Raw genomic sequence first — 19,628 nt, 5'->3', positions numbered from 1 at the left:
CGGCTCAATTAGGTAAATCCATACTTTTAGCCGCTTTTTTTGGAAGGCCAATTACGTCGGGTAGCGGGCTGACAGCACGGGGCTTACGCCCATTTTTTGGCATACTTTTATTAAAGGGTCGTAAGCCGCGGCCCTTTTCAGCTAACTGGGAGGGGGCGCTTAGCTGTTTTACAAAAGAAGTCTGAACGGCCCCTTTTTGACCGGCATCAAATTGGCGACAAATTCCATAGGGGATTTCCCTACTTTTTCGATTTTTCCCGAAAATGTTAAATTCTTATTTTCAGAAAAATCGGCCAGACGGCGCAAAAAAAGGGCTTCCCCCCACCTGCCTACAGGGTAAATCCTGCCAAAAAAGGAATATTAATTGATTAGATCTCAAAATAGGAGTTGAGGTGTATTCAGAAACTTTCATGACACGTATCTATAAAACTAATGTTAAATAATGTGATAAGACAACGTGTTTTTTGGGGCGTGTATGTAACGCGTTTGCTGATTTTTTTGATGTTTGGTTGTAATTTTTTTTGATGTCGCATGTAAGTAATTCAAAAGTGAAATGAATACAGCGAATTTATTATCTATTTGTAATTATATGCCTTTGTTGTATTTTATGTATCAGAGGTTTGTAATTTATATATCTTGTGTTCGACTTCAGAACGTAAATATATATTAAAATGGAAGTGATAGTTAGTGGAGCAGAACAGTGCGCTATTGTTGAAATTGGCGATTTGGTTCGTCGTTTAAGCCAGGAAACAGGGCAAGAGTATCTCGCATTGAATAGGGGAATTAATGCAGTTGTTAATATTGACCTAAAGGAAGTTGTAAAAACAATAGACTTTAATTCTCCTGAAGTGCAGGTCTATCCACCAACGACAGGGTTTTTAGCGTTGAAGGAAGCGATTAATGCCGAATACCTTAGTGGGAGTGCTAGCGTCAACAATATATCCATCACAGGAGGCGGTATGTCGGCAATTGATATGGCTTTTCAAACGGTAAAGGTAGAAACGATCTACGTTCCCGAAATCATTTGGGAGTCTTACTTTATGGTCATGCAAATGCGAGGTCGAAAAGCCGGGTTATACCATTCCTTGTCTTCTTTAAAAGATATGATTGGAGAACTAAGAGGCAATGCAGTTCTGATTTGCGATCCTAGCAATCCAGTTGGAGACAAGTATGATGATGAGAAACTTTTCGATATTATTAAATATTTAAACGATAATGACGTTGTCGTTTTTTGCGATTGCCCGTATCGTCGCATCTTCATGGACAGGCAGGATGATTTTTATAAGAGGATTCATAACTTCCCAAATGTCGTTATAACAGAAAGTTTTAGCAAATCAGTAGGGTTGAGTGGAATGAGGTTGGGGTTTATTCATAGTACTAACCCTATATTTAATAAGGAAATTTTACTGCGGCTGCTTTTTAGTACGAATGGAATAAATGGATTTTCGCAGCAGCTGGTGCTTAGATTGTTAACTACAGATGAAGGTAAAGACGCTGTTTCTGACTTTAAGCGTAAAACTGTAGATGGGATTACTAAAAATATTAAATATTTGAGAGATAACGGATTTCTTGCTGAAGAATTCTACCAAGAGTCTACTCCTGTAGGTATTTTTTCGATACTGAATGTTCCTTATGAGGAGTTGATGAAGCACCGGATAGCTAGCGTTTCCTTAGCATTTTTTGCAAAAACGATGAAGAATGCCGAGAAATATTCTAGAGTGTGCGTGTCTGTTCCTCACGAAAAGTTAAAAAAGTTTTTCGATCCTTTGAAAAATAGATAAAAGGGAATTCTACGGAGTTCCCTTTTATAATAACGTAATTCCTATTCCAAATCGGCCACTACGTCCATTATCATTTCTGGATGAGTAGTAAAGATGCGCGTTGCATTTTGTACATTCTTGGGCGATTTCAATGTTTGACTCTGGAATTTCTATCTCTATAAGTTGACATTTATTGGCTTCCCAGAGATCTAGGTGCACAGAATTGCCATGCTGTTGTATGATTTTAGAAGTGTCGGCAAAGTTTTGGTTGATAGAGTCAATAACATCTGGTCCTACTTCGTAGCAGCAACGTCCGATAGAAGGACCTATTCCAACGAGCATATTGTTGGGAGAGCAGTTAAACTCTTGAATCATTTTAATTGCGGTTTTCTGAGCTATTTTTTTTACAGTTCCTCTCCATCCGGCATGTACAACAGCAGCAACTTTCTGTTTTGTATCGTAGATGGCTATTGGAACACAGTCTGCGGCTTGGGCAAAAATGGTGATATTTTTTTCGGTTGTAATCATAGCATCGGAGTGTGGAAGCGCATTTTCTTTTTGCAATAGACCAGAACCTGCATTTTTTAGATCAACTATGGAAATATAATCTTCGTGTACTTGTTGCTGAAAGGTTGTCTTTTCAAAATCGATGCCTAAGGCATTACAAATATTTCTTCGATTTGCAACTGTAATTTCAGCAGATTCTTCCATGTTGAACCCTATATTACATGATGCGAGATGGTTTTGGCTAGATCCTCCAAGGCGTGTGGTTACAAAAACAAGTACGTCTTTTCTTTCGGAGAAAAGTTTGAAGGTGTACGTCAAAGGAACTCTTGATAAAATTTGCATGCTATCTATAAAGTATAAAAGAGCGAAATATCGCTCTTTTAAGATTATTGAAGGTTGAAAATATACGTAATATGCCCTGTTTGAGAGGGTGGGGCGTCGTTATCAACGTTGAATTTAGCTCGTTTTGCTGCATTGAGTGCGGCGTTTACTAGTCGAGCATCTTGAGTTGTAGAACCTTTTGGTGAATATGTAGCCTTGGTTACACCTCCATTTTGATCCACGGTTATGGAGACGATAACCTTGCCTGATGCTTGTACTCCATAATCCGGATTAGGAAGCCCACCGATTACCCTTCGTCCACTTAGGCTAAACGAGGTCCCATTTCCGCCAGTGCTACCTCCAATCCTGCTTTTACTATCAGGAGAGCCATTTGGATTTCCTTGATTTCCAACGCCTCCGCCGTCACCTTCACCTCGTGAGGCTACATTTGCATTGCTTCTTCCGGGGAAGAGAGCACGCCTATTTACCTCTCTCGGTTTTTCTACAGGAGGTGCTTGAACCGACTCCTGCGTTTTAGTAGAGGTCGTTGGCGTTACTTGTGCTGTAGGCTTTCTAATGTCTTCTTTCTTTTTTACTTTGGGTTTGGCAGCAATTGATGGTGCCTCTTCAAAATCTTGAGTCATTGGTGTTTCTTCTTGACTTGCGGATTGCTGAGATGCGGCAGATTGTGCCATAGGGTCGGCCATTGAAGGTTCAATGCTACCCATTCCGACATCGCTGTCGCCAAAGTTTATCAGAATCCCTTCTTCAGGAGGAAGGGGAAGTTGAGGTTTAAGACTGAAAAGGATTAGTAGCAGCAATATAATTCCGTGAAAAGTTATTGTGCCAATAATCCCTGCAATCTTTGATGTGTTCGAGCTCTCCATAGAGTGGTTTATTCTGGACTGGTTGCCAATATTAACTTATAATTGTTGTCTTTGGCGATATTCATTACCTTAACAACTTGTTCCATTGGTACACTTTTGTCTACATGAAGCGCAATGCTTTTTTCCTCTTCGTTCATCAATTTTTGCTGTAGTACGCTTTGTAGGTTTTCGAAAGCAACTGGCTCTGTTTCTATGTAGAAAAAGTATGTTCCGTTTTTATCAGCAATGGAAACGCTTGTTACAGGCTTTCCTGGCACTTGGCTATTACTTTTAGGGAGCAGTAACTTAAGCGCATTCGGGCTTACAAGGGTGGATGTTACGAGAAAGAAGATAAGCAGCAAAAAGACCATGTCGGACATTGACGACATGCTGAAGCTGGTTTCTACTTTTGATCCTCTTTTAATTGCCATTGTAGTATCTTTTATTTTGCTATTATTTTACGGGTTCGTTAAGCAAATCCATGAATACCATCGTATTTGCCTCCATGTTGTAAACCAACTTCTCGATACGAGCCACTAAAATATTATAACCAAAATATGCCATAATACCAACAATTAGTCCACCTACGGTGGTTACCATTGCTATATATATACCATTTGATAGTAATCCAATATTGAGGTTGTTACCTGCTGCTGACATTTTGTAGAAGGCATCAATCATACCTACTACCGTGCCTAAGAAGCCAATCATTGGTGCTCCTCCCGATACGGTTGCTAGAAGGGGTAGGCCTTTTTCTAGCTTTGCAATTTCAAGGTTGCCTACGTTTTCGATAGCCGTGTTTACGTCGTTTAAAGGTCGTCCAATTCGTTCAATACCCTTCTCTATCATGCGCGCAATAGGCGTTTCATTATGGCGACACAGTTCTAGCGCTGAATCTATTTTTCCTTCATGGATATACTCTCTTATGCGATTCATGAAGTTTAAATCGTATTTACTGGCTTTGCGAATGGCAATATATCGTTCTACAAAAATATAGATAGCAAGTACCGATAGTACGGCTAGGGGAATCATAATTGGACCTCCCTTTACCATTAACGAAAAAAAAGATAACCCTTCGGCCTGAGTCGATTGGGCTACAAGGGTGTTTGCCGTGTCGGCAGCAGCACCACTTTGAAGTAAAATATTAAACATCATATTCTTTTTAGGGCTTAAGTTTTGTCGAAAATAGTAAAAAGATAACACTAGGACAAAGGCATTAACATTTCTGGAAATTAATGCTAATGTTTACCCTGTCAGCGAAGTGTTGGCTGCTTGTTTGCTTCCTTGCTATTATTTGCGGAGGAGGAGTCTGGATTTACCTCCTTACGTTTCTTTTTTTTACGCTTAAATAGATCTCTAAAGGAGTTGAACTGTTCTTGATAGAAAATCCCCACACCTTGTTTGGTGTTGCTCAGCTTTAGGAGGTTATCTTGTTGCTGGTAGGAGAACATTTTAAACTTTAGCCGATCTTTTTTGTCCAACTTAACTTCAATGTCGTAATCTCCCGCAACACCCTGTCCTGTCGATTTCGTGTTTCCTGAAAAATCGACAACCCCATTTACGGTAACCCAGTCGTTGAATAGGTTTTTTGAGAAGGATACCTCGTATTCCTGATCTGTAGTTGCTGTTGCAGGCGTATATTTTATTCCAAAATCAACATCATTCGATATTTGGGAAACAATGTTTGTGAGCTGGCTAAAGATAAGATCGGATGCCATACCTTTTCCAGCATTGGCAATAACATCATTATTATTTTGGGATGTTTGTTCTGGGTAAAACTGGCCGATCATAAGAAGGCTAATGAACTGCTTCTGCATTTGGCTCTCAGTGTTTAATGCAGCGGCAACCAATGTTTGTGTTGCTGGATCACTTTCTGGGAGTTTTACATCAAATTTGATGGTTGGATTTAAAAGCATTCCACTTAACGAGGTCTTACAGTCGATGTTGTAGCGCTGGTTGCTGCCTTGCTCTGTTCCTGCAAATAGGGGCGCTAAGCTAGTACGAACTTTATAGGTCGCAGCCACGTTAATCGACGCGTTGGCAGGATCGCCAGTCCACGATATGGTGCTTCCGTTATCTATCGAAAAATCTTTTGAGGTCAGGTTGAGCAGCGAGAGCTTGAAGTTCCCTTTTTGAATGGTGTACACTCCTCTGATCTGGAAAAGGTTGGTTGAAGGATCGACCTCCATGCTTAGCACGGAATTTCCTTGAGCTTTTATAGCCATACCACCCATGCTGGCATCTAGCAGGATTTGGGCTTCTGCATCAGGTGTCACCGTTAGGTCGAGGTATATTTTGAGGTTAGATTTAGGTTTAAACTTTGTCTTCTTTTCCTCTGGTTTAAAATCGACCTCGTTGGAGTTGGGATTTACGAAGGTTAAAAAGCTTTGATCCTGAATTTGAGTTCTATTATTTAAAGGTATAACAACCTTTGTGTTTTTTTCAGTTTGAGCGCTGATGCGCATTACTAGATTTTGTAAGTCGCCCTGTATTTTAACTAGCCCTGATGCGTAAGCTGTTCCGTAAAAAATATTGCTAAGTTTTGGGTTGGTGTTTAAAGCCAGCAATTTCTGAGGCTGAATGTTGATATCAAATTTGAAATCTTTCAGGTTGCGGTGGGTTACACGGGCATCAACCAATGCAATTTGTCCATTTACATCGGTAAGAGTATCGTTTGCAATACGAATTTCGTTTTGAGTAATGGTAACAGGTGCGTTGATTCCGTACGTCGTGTTTAGAAAGTCCACTTTGGCCTTGACATCATTCAGGTATGCCTTACCTTCGATAATAGGGCTGTTCGTTTTGCCTTTTATGCTTAGGTTGGCCGAAATAAAGCCCCGTAAGTTGGATACAATACCAGCCGTAAAGGGTTCTAGAAGAAACGCTCGAAGCTGGTCGACTTTTACATCTAAATCTAGCTCTTTGGTATCGGGTGTTATGGTTCCCGATATCCTGTAAATCTCCCTGTCGTTTATGTAGTTTGACGAAAAGATGCTAATTTTTTTAGAAACATCATCCCACGAGCTAATCAGCTCTGGGCTACCTACAGCACGTCCGTTGATGTAGGCGTCGTTTAGCTTGATATTGCTAAACAGCATGGGGCTTTTATAGATATTCTTTAGGGTTGCCACACCATTTAAGTAGCCTTGTATGTCGAAGCCTGATTTTGCAAAGAGCGTTTTAAAATTTTGAACGTCGATATTGTTGATGATAAAGTGTAGCTGGTCATCTTTGTTTTCAGAAATTTTACCTGCAACGGCAATCTTTTGCTGTTGGTTGGTTAGCTTAAAATCCTCGATTGCAACGGTGGAGGAGTCGAGGGTGATGATGGCATTGCCAATAGTCCACGGAATGTCGTTTACCGTTAGCGTCGATTTGAGGAAATCTGTTTGAAAGTGAATTTTTCGGGATGGTTTTTTATTCTCGAAATTGGTTATAAACCTAAGAGTTCCCTCATTCTTAGATTCCCTTGTAGTGTTATTAAACGATACGGTGCTATTAACCTTATCATTTTGGGTAAAGGCTTCGTAGCTTACCTTTTTTAATGAAAGGTTGCTATTGATATACTCTTCGCAAGCAACGCTGGCTTTTAGGTTATCTTCGCTCCCAAAAGTTTGCAGGTTTATGTTTTTAAACTGGTTGCTTCCAATTTGAATATTTCCAGATTTCAGACGTACGTCGACCTTGTTTAGCGAAGGTGCAACCTCGCCTATAAGCGTAGTTCCTTTATCAACTTTTAGGTTGGGCACAAAGAAGGAGAGTAACGTTTCTGCATTTTTTACTTTGCAGTCAAAGAGGTACCTATTTCTATTTGGGCTTATAGCGGGTGCTGCTGCTTTTTCTGCTGGTACGATGCTGCTAATTTTTCGGCTATAGGGTAGGCTTGGAAGGTATAGCTTTACAAAGTAGTCGACACCATCTTTTATTTTGGTCAGCGAAGCGTTACCTTTTAGCATCGCATCCATAAAGTCTGACTTGAGAGTTAAGACGCGCTGTTGCTCCGAGTTTTGGATGTTAACCTCTGCTCGTCCTAGTAGGAATTCCTTTTGATGAGAAACCAGCGTGGCATGGTCAACCGTAAAGGAGCCATTCATTTCATCCACCTTGGTGCCTGTAAAGTCAACGCTCATCAATCCTCTTATGGAAGAGATGGTATCCTTATCCATGAAGTTTAGATTGTGAAGGTTGATGTGATCTATTTTTGCCGAGGCTATGGTTCTCGGAATTTTTGTTTCGAAGTTGTAGCTGCCCACAAGGCGAAGCTCGGCATCCTTGCTGCGCGAGTTTAGCTCGTAGTCGTACTGGCGACCGTTACGGTCTATGAGCAGGTCTAGGTTTTTGTACGTGTAGCCGTTAAACTGCAGCTCGTCTACTATTGCCACCGATTCGGAGCTATGTATTAGCTGGCCGGTGGTGGCACCTTCCGATTTAAAACTGGTGGTTATTGTTCCGAACTTGTTAAGATCGAGCAGGTGCCCAAGGTGTAGAGCCTTTGTGGTAAACTGCAGCTTGTAGCCATTGGTGTGCCCTTTGCTTTCCTTGGTATCCAGCGATGCTGATATGTTTCCAATGGCAGATGTTACCTCGGCCGAGGAGGTAAAAGCTGCAAACTTACCGCTGAAGTAGGCATTCAGGTTAAGCGGACCTAGCTTCCCTATGATGTTGGCCACCTGTTCGCCGTGCGTGCCAACAAATGTTTTTACCAGCTGCCCCAGCTCCTTACCGTTCGAGGATACCTTCTCTACGTTTCCTCTCCAGATGGTTTGCTCGGCATTTGGTAGTCCAACTATCGAAAAGTTTAGGGCGATGTAGGTGCTGTCGCCTGCTCTAAATTCGAGGTTGTCGCTTCTAAGTGCCGACACGGGACCTCGTACACGCCCATCAACGTAGCCTTTAAGATCCCACCTTAAAAGGGTAGGAGCAAAGTAGGCTATCGAACTAAAGTCGACCAACGAGTTGTTGAAAACCACATCCATGCGCACCTTGTGTACGTAATCGAGCCAATCCTTAAACCCGTTAAAACGGAAAATGATGTGCGAGGTGTTGAGCTTGGTAAGTGGGGTTATGACCTTTGCGTTGGAGAGCTTAATCTCGCGGGGCGAAAAGTCGATATCGGCATTTAGCTTGTTTAGAACGAAGCCGCACTTCTCGGTGGCGCTCAGGTGGGCCATTTTAGCCTTTATCTTATCGCCATCTATGCGGATATTGCGCAGGTTTAGGCGGATGTTGCGGATATCTAGGTCGGCATAGTTCATGCCGTAGGGAATTTTTGGAGCACCCCACTTATGGTACTTAAAGGCAAAGTCGTTTAGTTCGAGGTTACGTACGCGGAAGGTAAAGGGCTTTGCCTTGGTGGTATCCTTAGAGGCAAATGCATCTAAAATAAACTTTAAATTCAGGGTATGCGTCGAGTCCTGCTTCAGAAAAAACTTTCCGTTATCCAGCTCGGCGGTGCCTATCGATATGGTTCTATTTTGTAGGTTTACCCAACGCACCGATGTGTATATCTTGCTGGCATAAAGTAGCGTATCGCCCTTTTGGTCGCGAACGAACACCTTATTCATTCGGAGCTTGTTGAAGAAGGCATAGTCTACCGACTCGATGCTAATTTCTGTTTTAAACTTTTCCGAAAGGATGTTGGTTATCTGATGTACAACGAAAGTTTGTACTTTTGGGCTCTTTAAGGCTAAAAAAAGAACAAGCGGTATTGCCAACAATGTCAATACCGTGTACGAAGTTATCTTTACTATTTTTTTGAGTAGTTCCTTTTTAGTCATACAGACACAAAACTAGCATAAATAAATTTTATTACACAGCGATAGGCGATGGCAGTTACAATTTTAGCGATAGAATCTTCGTGTGATGACACTTCGGCAGCGGTAATCCGAGATCAGGTGCTGCTCTCTAACGTTATTGCCAACCAGGATGTGCACCAGAAGTATGGTGGCGTTATTCCCGAGTTGGCCTCTAGGGCGCATCAGCAAAACATAATTCCGGTGGTACATCGGGCGCTCGAAATGGCCAACGTGGAGGTGTCGGACATCGACGCCATTGCCTTTACAAGCGGCCCGGGGCTGCTGGGCTCGCTGCTGGTTGGTACGTCTTTTGCAAAGGGGCTATCCATATCGCTGAACGTACCCTTGGTGGAGGTAAACCACCTGCAGGGGCACATCCTGGCGCACTTTATACAGAAGCCCGATCAGGAGCCTGTGCAGCCGCAGTTTCCGTTCCTTTGCCTGCTCGTATCGGGAGGGCACTCGCAGATTGTGGTGGTACGCGACCATTTAGAGATGGAAATCATCGGTCAAACGCTTGACGATGCCGCCGGCGAGGCCTTCGACAAGTGCGCCAAGGTGATGGGGCTGCCCTATCCCGGAGGCCCCATGATTGATAAGCTGGCCAAGGAGGGCGACGCCAAGGCGTTTAAGTTCGCTAAGCCGCAGATTCCGGATTTGAACTACAGCTTTAGCGGCCTTAAGACATCGTTCCTCTACTTTTTGAGGGATGCCGTAGCCCAGAACCCCAACTTTATTGAGGAGCATAAGGCCGACCTGTGCGCATCCATCCAGTATACCATTATAGAGGTGCTTATGGACAAGCTCGTAAAGGCGGCTAAGCAAACCGGCATACGCCAGATTGCCGTAGCCGGCGGCGTATCGGCCAACTCGGGGCTGCGCGATAGGCTGGTAGAGGAGGGCATAAAGCGCAGGTGGAGCGTCTTTATTCCAGAGTTTGGCTACACCACCGATAATGCCGCCATGATTGGCATAACGGGATACTTCCGCTACCTTAAGGGCGAGCGCACGCCGCTTTCGGTGGCTCCGGTAACGCGGATTAAGCTTTAGGTCGACTTGTTTGTTTAGGAGAGAGACCCTGCCACACAAGCGCCTGCCGCTATCCGAAGCGTGGGGCACCAGCAATGCCCCTCTGTAGCCCTGTAGGCAACGGGTACAACCACGATCATTAAATTTTATACATATGAAGATTGTTATTTCTCCAGCAAAAACGCTCGATTTTAAAAGTGAAGTTCCTGTAGCAGAATTTACCGAACCGCAATTTCTCGATAGGTCGGAGCGGCTGATTGAAGCGCTCCGCCAGCTGCATCCGGCCGACATTGCCAGCCTGATGCACGTCAGCGACAAGCTGGCTGTGCTCAACTTCGAGCGCTTCCAGAAGTGGCACCTGCCATTTACCCCCGATAACGCCCGTCAGGCGGTGTATGCCTTCGACGGCGACGTGTACGATGGGCTCGACATCCGCAGCCTAACCCCCCAGCAGGTAGACTACCTAAAGGGGCGCCTGCGCATCCTCTCGGGGCTGTACGGGGTGCTTCGTCCGCTCGACCTCATCCAGCCCTACCGCCTCGAAATGGGCAGCAAGCTGGGCGTGGGCGAGGCCAAGAACCTCTACCAGTTTTGGGGCAGCACCATCACCGATGCGCTGAACCTCGAATTCCTGCTACTCGAAAATCCAACCTTGGTAAACCTCGCCTCCGAGGAGTACTTTAAGTCGATTATCCCCTCCAGCATAAACGCCCGCATCGTAACGCCCGTGTTTATGGAGGATAGGGGCGATAGGCCACGCGTAATTGCCCTGATGGCCAAGCGCGCCCGCGGCATGATGGTGCGCTTTTTGGCCGAGCAAAACATACAGGAGGTGGAGGATATCAAAACCTTCGACTACGGCGGCTACGCCTACAACCCCGACCTATCGACGATGGATCGTTGGGTGTTTGTTCGGTAGCGCCGCGGCCTCGGTAGCCTGTCCGCGCTGCCGCCTGCCCGTGCCTGCCACCCCGTAGGGGCTTTCACGGGGCGCATTGGCCAAACGGCGGGTGGCCTCTTTGCTTTTACATCGTTCCCTTTCTTTTAGGTGGATGCTGCCGCTGGCCAACGGCTGGGCGGCTGGTTGATGCATCCCCACGTACAACCTCGTATAGGCTGGCGATGGCAGCCTAGGCGGCGTACAGCCCCTGTCTGGCGGCATTTCCCTTTTGGAGATGGCGCTTTTTTTATTCCCGCTTATGTCTCGATGTCTGCCGATGATGGTGCCGGCGTAGCCCGTAGCCCTTACCGCGCTTCGGAGGGCTGTGGGGCGTGCCGTTGGCCAGAGGCGCCGCTTTGGGCTGCGGTAGGAAGTACCCCCAGAGGGCAAAACCTACCTCCAGCTACGTTCGGAAGCACAACGTGAGGTCTCGAAGTGCTTCCTACTACGGTCGGAAGATGTTTTTGAGGCAAAAGTGCTTCCGACTGTAATCGGATGTGGATTTTGGGCTGAAAAGTACTTCTGACTACGGTCGGAAGTGTAAATAGAGGTCTCGAAGTACCTCCGACTACGGTCGGAGGCTGTTTTTGAGATAAAAAGTACTTGCGACTATAATCGGATGTGGATTTTGGGCTGAAAAGTACTTCTGACTACGGTCGGAAGTATAAATAAAGGTCTCGAAGTGCTTCCTACTACGGTCGGAAGATGTTTTTGAGGTAAAAAGAGCTTCCGACTGCGATCGGGGTTACAAAAGAGGGCAGGAGCCACTTCTGGTTGCGGTAGGAGGTAGGCGTGGTGCTCCAACGGGACTTTCAGCTACGGTCGGAAAGGGAGGTGGCAGCCTGGTGTATCTTCCTTGAGCCTCAGTATGCTACGGCTTGGCTGCATGCATTTTAAGGTAAGGTTACGGCATTGTAAAGCGGCTGGGCCATCCATCCCCCTATATATTTATGTAATGGTAACGATGCCTACCCGTAGGCTTAACGTGCGGGCGGTAAATTTGGGGTATAGAAAATAGCTCAGAGATGAAAAATTTAGGCAACCCGCAAAACAAACGAATCGCGCTACTCTACCTCAGGACAGGTGGAGGCCACGAGGCGCCAGCCCGCTCCATCGCGTCGTACCTTAGCCATAAGTATCCCGAAAGCTGCACGCCCATGCTCTACAACTGTTTGGAGAATGCGCCTCGCTACATCAACGGGGTGGTGGAAGATGGCTACCGAATGGCTCAAAAGCGGGCTAAGTGGGTGTACTCGGTGCTGTACGAGCTAAACAAGTACAGGCCGTTCTCGCTCTCTACGGCTGCGCTGGTGGGGAAGCCCATCAAAGATTACGTGCGGCAGGTGGTGTTGCCCAATAAGCCCGATAAGATTGTGGTGCTCCACTTCTTCATCATCAAGCCGGTAATGGACCTGGTGGAGGAGCTGGGGCTTAAGATAAAGGTGGAGGTGATTGTTACCGACCCGTTCACGGCGCACCCGTTCTGGTTTCTGCGCAAGGGACCCAGCTACGTGCTCTTTAGCGAGCGCCTTAAGGAGAAGGTGCTTAAGGAGAAGTGGGCCGACGAAGACCGGATAAAGGTGTTCCCGTTTATCGTCAACTCGCGCTTCGAGCGGCCAATGGGCGCCGAGGAGCGGCAGGTGGTAGCCAACACGCTAAAGATAAATCAATCTAAGAAGACCATACTGCTTTTAGGTGGCGGCGACGGAATGCCGGGAGCTATGGACATCCTAAAAAGTATGGTCGCGCTTAGGTTGGATGCCAACATTGTGGTGGTGTGCGGCCGCGACGAGGAGCAGCGGCGCTCGCTGCTGCGCGCGGGATTTGAGGGGCGCTTTGCCTCGTTTGCCGCGCTGGGCTTTGTGGGGTACGTGTACGAGCTTATCAACATCGCCGATGTGGTGATCACCAAGGGCGGACCCAACACCATCATGGAAATTCTGATGAGCGGCAAGATCCCGATCGTCAACTCCTACATCTGGGAGCAGGAGAAGGGTAACCTGGAGTTTGTGGTGCAGAACGGGCTGGGCGTGTACGAGCCAACCCCCTATAGGGTGGGGCATGCCGCGCTGCGCTTCATCAGCAACGATAGCGTGATGAGCCGCTACAAGGAGCGCGTAAGGCAGCAGCAGCTTACCAACGGTACCCACCTGGTGTCGGAGTACATTTTTGCATAAAATATAACGAGATGAACGTGCTGGTAATATCGGACTTACACCTGGGCAATGGCGACCGTTTTGGCACCTTCGAGTGGTCGAACGGCGACTTTATTGCCATGCTAAAGCAGGTGATCGATGGCCATCAGATAGATCAGGTGGTGCTAAACGGGGATATCTTCGAGCTGTACAAGTACCGCTTTAAGGATGCCTACCGAAAGAATAAGGAGCTCATAACCTTCCTGAAGTCGATAGGGGCCATCTTCATAAAGGGTAATCACGACTTTATTAGTCCGCTAGGAACGTTCTCTCATACCATAGTAAATACGCAGGGACGAAAGGTGTACTTTGAGCATGGCCACGAAGCCGATTTTTTGAATGGTACACGAGTTGGGAGGGCAATCGGCTTCGGGCTACACCTGCTGCTTAAGCGAATCATCCATATTCGTTGGGTAGAGCGGGTGTACTTTAACACCATCGATGCGCTGGAGGATATCAACCAAGTTCCCCGAAAGTATAACACCTACAAGTACCTGAAGCATGCCCTACGGCTGCTACGCACCTACGACGTGGTGGTGCTGGGCCATACCCACAAGGTGGAAAGCCACAACACCTACTACCTGAATAGCAAAAAGCAGTACTGCAACACCGGCAGCTGCACCCTGGGCCGCTTTCAGGGGGTGGTGATAGATACCGAGACGCTCCGCTGCGAAACCATCAAATACTCGAAGGTGGAGTGCGAGGCCGTTCTTCAGGGCCGCAAGCTTAGTACAAAAGTGCAACGCGCCTAGCCGCGCTGGGATATAAAAAAAACGAGGTTACCTCTAAAGGTAACCTCGTTAGTTGTTTTATGGGGGGTTAGTAGCCCTTACCTTTTTGGGCTTCTTTAAGTTTTGGATTTCTATCAACGGCAGATTGAGGATAGGGAAGCCTTACGAATTTATCTTCCCACTTTCTTGCTTGTACAAGGTCGTTGTCTATGCTATAGGTGTTTTTCATAACATCTTTAGAAATGTTCCAACGTCGGATATCATCCCATCTAAAACCTTCTCCTGCAAGTTCTATTCTGCGCTCATTGCGAATTACTTCACGAAGCAGCTCTTTTGTATTTACAGTGGTTCTGTTGATTTTAGGCATTGCAACTCTTTCTCTAATTTGGTCAAGCGCATCGTAGATACTGGCATCGGGACCTGAGGCCTCGTTTTTTGCCTCAGCATAAGTTAAAAGAACTTCAGCATATCTAATTGCAGGGTAGTTTTGAGGACCTTTCCAATCGGGAGCAGCAGAAGGATCTGTTGGATCGACTAGTTTTCTGAAGTTGTAGCCGCTAGCAGAGATGTTGCTACCGCCTTTTTCCCATGTAAACACATATCCTTCTTCTATCGAGTTCATCATAGCTCCGGGGAATAGAATAGAAGCATAAAGCCTTGTATCCCTATTTTTAAATTCGTTTAGAAATTCCGGCGCATACTTTCCGTTATTATACAGAGCAGCTCTTGCTTCTTTTGTAGGAGGTGTAAATGGCTCTCCGTTTCTCTTTAGGTATGCATTTACAAGGTCTTGAGTTGGAGTAATGGAGCTCCATCCTCCTCCTGAATTTGCAGCTAGGAAAAGAGTATTTATACCGCTAGACCATTCGTAGGAACTTTCTTTTAGGTATTCAACTTCAAATACAACCTCTTTATTGCCTGAGTTTACATCCCAGTATTGCTTTTCGTAGCTTCTCAATCCTTTATAAAAATCTTCTTTTTCAGCATCGTTGGCAAAGGTTACAAATTGGCTGTAATCATCCTTAAAGTCCGCAGCAGTAAGAGATGTAACTTTGAAAAGTTCATACCCTAACTTCATAACTTCGCTTGCGGTGGCTGCGGCTTCATTCCACTGTTGATAGTAGAGGTGTACTCTTGCTTTTAATGCCAGAGCTGCTGCTTTAGAAATACGGCTTTTCGAAGTTGCCTTTTCAGGGAGATCTGCAATTGCTGCATTTAACTCTGAAACTACAAATTTTACGATTTCGGCCTCGGGTGTAGGTGCTATTCTACCATCCTCGGTTTCGATAATATATTTTGTAACTAATGAAACGGGCCCAAATTTTTGTGTTAGGTTGAAATACCTCCAAGCTCTAAGTACTTTGATCTCTGCCACGTATCTCTTCTTTAGATCGTCAGAAATTGGGGCCTTATCAATATTGTCGAGAAAGTAGTTAAAACGACGAATCCCTACATAATTGTAGCTTTCCTCAATATTAGCATCTATATCTCCAGCCGAAATGGAAGGTGCGTTACTTTCCCAAGGATATTGGCAATAGGCGTTATCGGCATAGCCATCTTTGTAGGCGTCAGAAACGCTAGCGTCTACATAGGCGTAGCAGCCATTGTAAGCGTACTCTGCATCTTTTGCAGTTTTCCAAAAGGTTTCTGAAGAGATTTTATCTTTCGGGAAGCGGTCAAGAAAATCACTTTCGCAGCTGCTAAGTGCAATTGCAAACAGTAGTGATCCAAATATATTTTTGTAATTCAACGCTTTCATTTTTACATTTTTTTGATTTAAAGACTAAAATGTGACGTTTATACCAATGGAATAAACTTTTAGGTTAGGATATGATCCCCTTCCAGATGGAGTTTCTGGATCGAAATCTTCCATTCGCTTATCACCTCTTATTGTGAAAGGATTGCTAGCTGATAGGTAAACACGAGCATTGCTTATTTTAATTTTGCTAGTCACTGCTTGCGGAATGTTATATCCTAGAGTTAAACTTTTAATTCTAAAATAGGATGCGTCGTATAGCCAGAAGGAAGAAAGAACTCTATTATGGCCATTGGCGGCACTAGGTAGAACTCTTGGGTAAGCAGCATTTGGATTGGGATTTGCGGTTGTCCATCGCTTTAGTTGATATTCTTTTGCTCCTGCTCCGTTGAAAAATGCTTGAGAAGCTTCAGCGTCAAGATAAACTTTTACGTCTGCAACTCCCTGACCTTGCACGTAAAGATCAAACCCTTTATAGGAAGTTTTAAAACTTAGCCCATATGTAAAGTAGGGATCGCTGTTTCCTAGGTATGTTCTATCTTCCTCGTTTATAATGTTGTCTCCGTTTTGGTCTTTGTATTTAATATCCCCTGGTTTAGTTGCTGTGCTTTGTTTTGCGTGGTTGTCTATATCTGCTTGATCAACAAATAGCCCTTCTGCTTCATACATGTAGAAGGACGAGATGGGATGGTTTACGCTATTTTTTGTTACTCCAACAGGAGGGAACTCCACTTTTTTTAAATCGGTAATTTTGTTCCATATTTTAGAGAAATTACCGGATATTTCGTATTTAAGCTCACCTATGCTTCCTCTATACGCTGTTGAAAATTCAATACCTCGATTTCTCGCAACACCTCCATTTATAGATTTTTCTTGGGTTTTGTTAGGGTCGCTGTCTGTTAAGAGGCCTAACTCTACGGGCTGTGGTTGAGGAAGCAGTATGTCTTTTGTTTCTCTATTAAATAGATCAACTTGGATGTCCCATGAGTTATGGAAAAGACTTATGTCAAATCCTATATTTGCCATTACAATTGTTTCCCACGTTAATGATGGGTTGGGTTGTTTTCCAGGCCATACTCCGTCAACCTTATTCTCATCTATAATAAGGGCAGTTCCAGTGCCAAGTACATCGAGATAATCGTAGTAGCCTACATTGTTTACATTACCAAGATTACCCCATGATGCCCTTAGTTTTAAGTTTGAAAGCCAGTCTATGTTGCGTAAAAAATCTTCTTGAGTTATTCTCCATCCTGCAGAAAATGAAGGGAAAATACCAAGTCTGTGGTCTTTGTGAAATTTTGAACTTTGATCGAAACGAATGTTGGCCTCAAACAGATATTTGCTGTCATAGCTATAGTTGAATCTTCCAAACTGAGAGAGAAATGCACTTTCTTTAATGTCGTCGTTATTAGACAGATTTTCTCCAATGTTTGATCCCGCATTTATAGCATCCAGTGAATTTGACGGGAATTTTTTCCTTCCTGCAGAAAGCATCTGGTATTTGTATTTCTCGTATTGAGTACCTACCATAACTTTCCCGTCATGTTTTCCAAATGTTTTTTCGTAAGTAGCGAAAACTTGAGCTACAAGATTAGTACTTGTTTCCCACTTTTTTGTAAGGTTGTTGGGTGAAACCTTTGTTGATTCTATGGCTTTTTTTGTCAGAAAATTTGTAACTGGTTCTACTTCATTTTCGAAGGTTGATGCATTTTTATTGTACTGGTTGTAAGATAGAATGCTGGTTATTTTAAGATCTTTAAAGGGAGTGATGTCCATATTAACAGATCCGTTGAAGCGAGAAGTATTATAGTCAGACCTTCCATATTCTGCAATCTTGCGAAGTGGGTTATCTTTTGCTAGTGTTTCGCCTATTTTTCCTGCTGTTATGCTACCCCATGTTCCGTCTGAATGGCGAGCAACTGTTAATGGCGTCATTCTATCCAAGTCAGCGGTAGAGAAGTCGCCACCTCGATTTGTAAAATCATCCTTCACATAGGAGATGCTAGAACCTAACTTAATATAGTTATTAAAATCGGTTTCGGTGTTTGTCCTAAAGGAGTATCTTTTTAGATCTTTTTTTCGAATTAGTGATTCTTGATCATAAAATGAGCCACTTATGTAGTAGCGAGTTTTCCCTCCACCTGATAAATTTAAGCTATGCTCCTGTATGGGGCTGTTTTTTCTGTATACAAGGCTGTACCAATCTGTATTCGGGTATAGATCAGGTTGGCTTCCATCTTGCATAATCTTAATTTGATCAGCAGTGTATACGGGAGTTTTTCCTGCATTTGCATTTGCTTCGTTCGTTAACATCGCAAAGTCGACTGATCCTAGTTTTTTAGGGAGAATAGTGGGCGTTTGCATTCCATAGTATCCGTTGTAGCTGACAGACATTTTGCCATCTTTTCCTTTTTTAGTTGTTACAATGAATACTCCGTATGCTGCTCGCGAACCATAAATGGCAGATGCTGCCGCATCTTTTAGAACGCTAATGCTTTCGATATCATATGGATTTATTCGCTGAAAGTCTCCTTCGCTCGAAATTACATTGTCAATTACAAACAGAGGATTTGAGGTGCTCAAATTTCCTTTTCCTCGAACAGTAATAGACCCCATGTCTCGACCTACATCTCCTGGATTCGATACTATTGTAACTCCAGGAGTTGTGCCTTGTAGGGAATTTGTAAGGGAGGTTGCAGAGCGACCTGTTATAGATTCTGCTTTGATTACATTGACAGATCCTGTTAGATTTGCTTTTTTTTGTGTGCCATACCCTACAACAACAACCTCGTCAATCTTTTGGTTAGACGGTTCAAGCGAAACGACCAACGACTTTTGTCCTTTAAGCGGTAACTCTAAGGTTTGGTAGCCTACAAATGAAAATGTGATGATAGCGTTAGGGGTAGATGTTTTAATGGAGAAATTACCATCGATGTCTGATGCTACTCCTGTACTAGTCCCTTTTACTACAATAGATACGCCAGGTATTGCTTCACCCGTTTTTGCATCCTTTACTTTACCAGTTGTGGTGAGTTGCTGTGCTCCTGCACTAAATCCTAAAAGTAGGATAAACGCAAGGCAGAGCAGTCGAACTGGCATGGCAAGCCCATTAGGCATTGCTAATCCCTTTTTTCTTTTCATACCTAGATTTAAAGTTAGTTGTACAATTTGTTCCCTTAACGACGGACTGGATTCCTTAAAATGTGGTTGCTCGTCGATTTTGGAGGTTTATTACCGAGTGCTAAAATTGAAAATAAATGCTAATAATGGATGCTTCTATTAAAATTATGTTAACATACCGGTAGGGCGTGTTATGGTGTTTATGCTCTGGTTGTATTTTTTTCGATAGAAATGGCGTTGTTTCTTGTGCAAAAAGAGTTTCTTTTTTGAATGCCTTGCATGAGTAAAAAGAAGGTGAGGTAATAGATGTAGTCCTGTTGTTTTTATTTATATGAGTTGATAATTAGTGATTTAGTGTGTTTGTTAGTTCGAGAGACGAATGGTTGATATTTTATGTGTTTTTCTTTATTGTGAAATAATATAAATGAGCAGCGGCTGTTTTTTCTTAATGCTTTGTGGTTGCACTACGCTTTGTTTATAAAATTTATCTTAGAAATTGATGTGTGGTAAATGTTTGATATTCATTTGAATGTTTGTTTGTGTAAAAATGTTGAATGTAGAAGTTTCTTTGAAACTAGCAGTTGCTGTAAGGTAATTATGAGGTGATA

12 protein-coding genes are annotated in these 19,628 nt (G+C 44.0%); 5 read left to right on the top strand and 7 right to left on the bottom strand.

Features of this window, described 5'->3' with window-relative positions; all coding sequences use genetic code 11:
• The first annotated feature begins 671 nt into the window (after positions 1-671).
• Complete coding sequence (locus tag L990_RS16030; protein ID WP_047451498.1) at positions 672-1,781, top strand: pyridoxal phosphate-dependent aminotransferase; 1,110 nt, start codon at positions 672-674, stop codon at positions 1,779-1,781.
• A 24-nt stretch (positions 1,782-1,805) separates the two neighbouring features.
• Here L990_RS16030 and pgeF read toward each other — a convergent pair whose 3' ends face one another.
• The 5 genes from pgeF to L990_RS16005 all read right to left on the bottom strand — a co-directional run bounded on the left by pgeF (position 1,806) and on the right by L990_RS16005 (position 9,231).
• Positions 1,806-2,609: a peptidoglycan editing factor PgeF gene (pgeF, locus tag L990_RS16025; RefSeq protein ID WP_047451495.1), complete on the bottom strand. Its 804-nt coding sequence runs from the start codon at positions 2,607-2,609 to the stop codon at positions 1,806-1,808.
• Positions 2,610-2,653: 44 nt separating this feature from the next.
• The gene (locus L990_RS16020) at positions 2,654-3,475 is read right to left on the bottom strand and encodes an energy transducer TonB (protein ID WP_047451494.1); all 822 of its coding nucleotides are present in this window, start codon (positions 3,473-3,475) and stop codon (positions 2,654-2,656) included.
• A gap of 8 nt (positions 3,476-3,483) precedes the next feature.
• Positions 3,484-3,885 carry an ExbD/TolR family protein gene (locus L990_RS16015; RefSeq protein ID WP_047451491.1) on the bottom strand — a complete coding sequence of 134 codons (402 nt, stop codon included), beginning with the start codon at positions 3,883-3,885 and terminating at the stop codon, positions 3,484-3,486.
• Between the two features lie 22 nt (positions 3,886-3,907).
• The gene (locus L990_RS16010; protein WP_047451489.1) at positions 3,908-4,609 is read right to left on the bottom strand and encodes a MotA/TolQ/ExbB proton channel family protein; all 702 of its coding nucleotides are present in this window, start codon (positions 4,607-4,609) and stop codon (positions 3,908-3,910) included.
• 98 nt (positions 4,610-4,707) lie between these two features.
• A complete protein-coding gene (locus L990_RS16005; RefSeq protein WP_047451488.1) occupies positions 4,708-9,231 on the bottom strand; it encodes a translocation/assembly module TamB domain-containing protein in 4,524 nt (1,507 codons plus the stop codon).
• A gap of 48 nt (positions 9,232-9,279) precedes the next feature.
• Between L990_RS16005 and tsaD the strand changes: the two genes are divergently transcribed.
• From tsaD to L990_RS15985, 4 genes are all read left to right on the top strand, one after another.
• Complete coding sequence (gene tsaD / locus L990_RS16000; protein ID WP_047451486.1) at positions 9,280-10,299, top strand: tRNA (adenosine(37)-N6)-threonylcarbamoyltransferase complex transferase subunit TsaD; 1,020 nt, start codon at positions 9,280-9,282, stop codon at positions 10,297-10,299.
• Between the two features lie 133 nt (positions 10,300-10,432).
• Positions 10,433-11,197, top strand: coding sequence for a peroxide stress protein YaaA (gene yaaA / locus L990_RS15995; RefSeq protein WP_047451483.1), 765 nt, complete (start codon positions 10,433-10,435; stop codon positions 11,195-11,197).
• A gap of 1,046 nt (positions 11,198-12,243) precedes the next feature.
• Complete coding sequence (locus L990_RS15990; RefSeq protein ID WP_047451481.1) at positions 12,244-13,395, top strand: MGDG synthase family glycosyltransferase; 1,152 nt, start codon at positions 12,244-12,246, stop codon at positions 13,393-13,395.
• A gap of 11 nt (positions 13,396-13,406) precedes the next feature.
• Positions 13,407-14,165, top strand: a complete 759-nt coding sequence (locus L990_RS15985) for a metallophosphoesterase (RefSeq protein ID WP_047451480.1) — start codon at positions 13,407-13,409, stop codon at positions 14,163-14,165.
• A gap of 67 nt (positions 14,166-14,232) precedes the next feature.
• Here L990_RS15985 and L990_RS15980 read toward each other — a convergent pair whose 3' ends face one another.
• Positions 14,233-15,903 carry a RagB/SusD family nutrient uptake outer membrane protein gene (locus L990_RS15980; protein WP_047451476.1) on the bottom strand — a complete coding sequence of 557 codons (1,671 nt, stop codon included), beginning with the start codon at positions 15,901-15,903 and terminating at the stop codon, positions 14,233-14,235.
• Between the two features lie 24 nt (positions 15,904-15,927).
• Entirely contained in the window at positions 15,928-19,041 is a 3,114-nt protein-coding gene (locus tag L990_RS15975) for a SusC/RagA family TonB-linked outer membrane protein (protein WP_197057312.1), read from the bottom strand.
• Positions 19,042-19,628: the final 587 nt, after the last annotated feature.

It is taken from the genome of Alistipes sp. ZOR0009, from assembly GCF_000798815.1.
Lineage (GTDB): Bacteria > Bacteroidota > Bacteroidia > Bacteroidales > ZOR0009 > Acetobacteroides.
The sequence above is the reverse complement of the archived record's forward strand: the minus strand, read 5'-3'. Positions and strand labels throughout refer to the sequence as shown.

What these genes read in the sequence shown, in the direction of transcription:
- L990_RS16030 (WP_047451498.1), top strand. Translation starts at nt 672, where the DNA reads ATGGAAGTGATAGTTAGTGGAGCAGAACAGTGCGCTATTGTTGAAATT.
- pgeF (WP_047451495.1), bottom strand. Translation starts at nt 2,609, where the DNA reads ATGCAAATTTTATCAAGAGTTCCTTTGACGTACACCTTCAAACTTTTC.
- L990_RS16020 (WP_047451494.1), bottom strand. Translation starts at nt 3,475, where the DNA reads ATGGAGAGCTCGAACACATCAAAGATTGCAGGGATTATTGGCACAATA.
- L990_RS16015 (WP_047451491.1), bottom strand. Translation starts at nt 3,885, where the DNA reads ATGGCAATTAAAAGAGGATCAAAAGTAGAAACCAGCTTCAGCATGTCG.
- L990_RS16010 (WP_047451489.1), bottom strand. Translation starts at nt 4,609, where the DNA reads ATGATGTTTAATATTTTACTTCAAAGTGGTGCTGCTGCCGACACGGCA.
- L990_RS16005 (WP_047451488.1), bottom strand. Translation starts at nt 9,231, where the DNA reads ATGACTAAAAAGGAACTACTCAAAAAAATAGTAAAGATAACTTCGTAC.
- tsaD (WP_047451486.1), top strand. Translation starts at nt 9,280, where the DNA reads ATGGCAGTTACAATTTTAGCGATAGAATCTTCGTGTGATGACACTTCG.
- yaaA (WP_047451483.1), top strand. Translation starts at nt 10,433, where the DNA reads ATGAAGATTGTTATTTCTCCAGCAAAAACGCTCGATTTTAAAAGTGAA.
- L990_RS15990 (WP_047451481.1), top strand. Translation starts at nt 12,244, where the DNA reads ATGAAAAATTTAGGCAACCCGCAAAACAAACGAATCGCGCTACTCTAC.
- L990_RS15985 (WP_047451480.1), top strand. Translation starts at nt 13,407, where the DNA reads ATGAACGTGCTGGTAATATCGGACTTACACCTGGGCAATGGCGACCGT.
- L990_RS15980 (WP_047451476.1), bottom strand. Translation starts at nt 15,903, where the DNA reads ATGAAAGCGTTGAATTACAAAAATATATTTGGATCACTACTGTTTGCA.
- L990_RS15975 (WP_197057312.1), bottom strand. Translation starts at nt 19,041, where the DNA reads ATGAAAAGAAAAAAGGGATTAGCAATGCCTAATGGGCTTGCCATGCCA.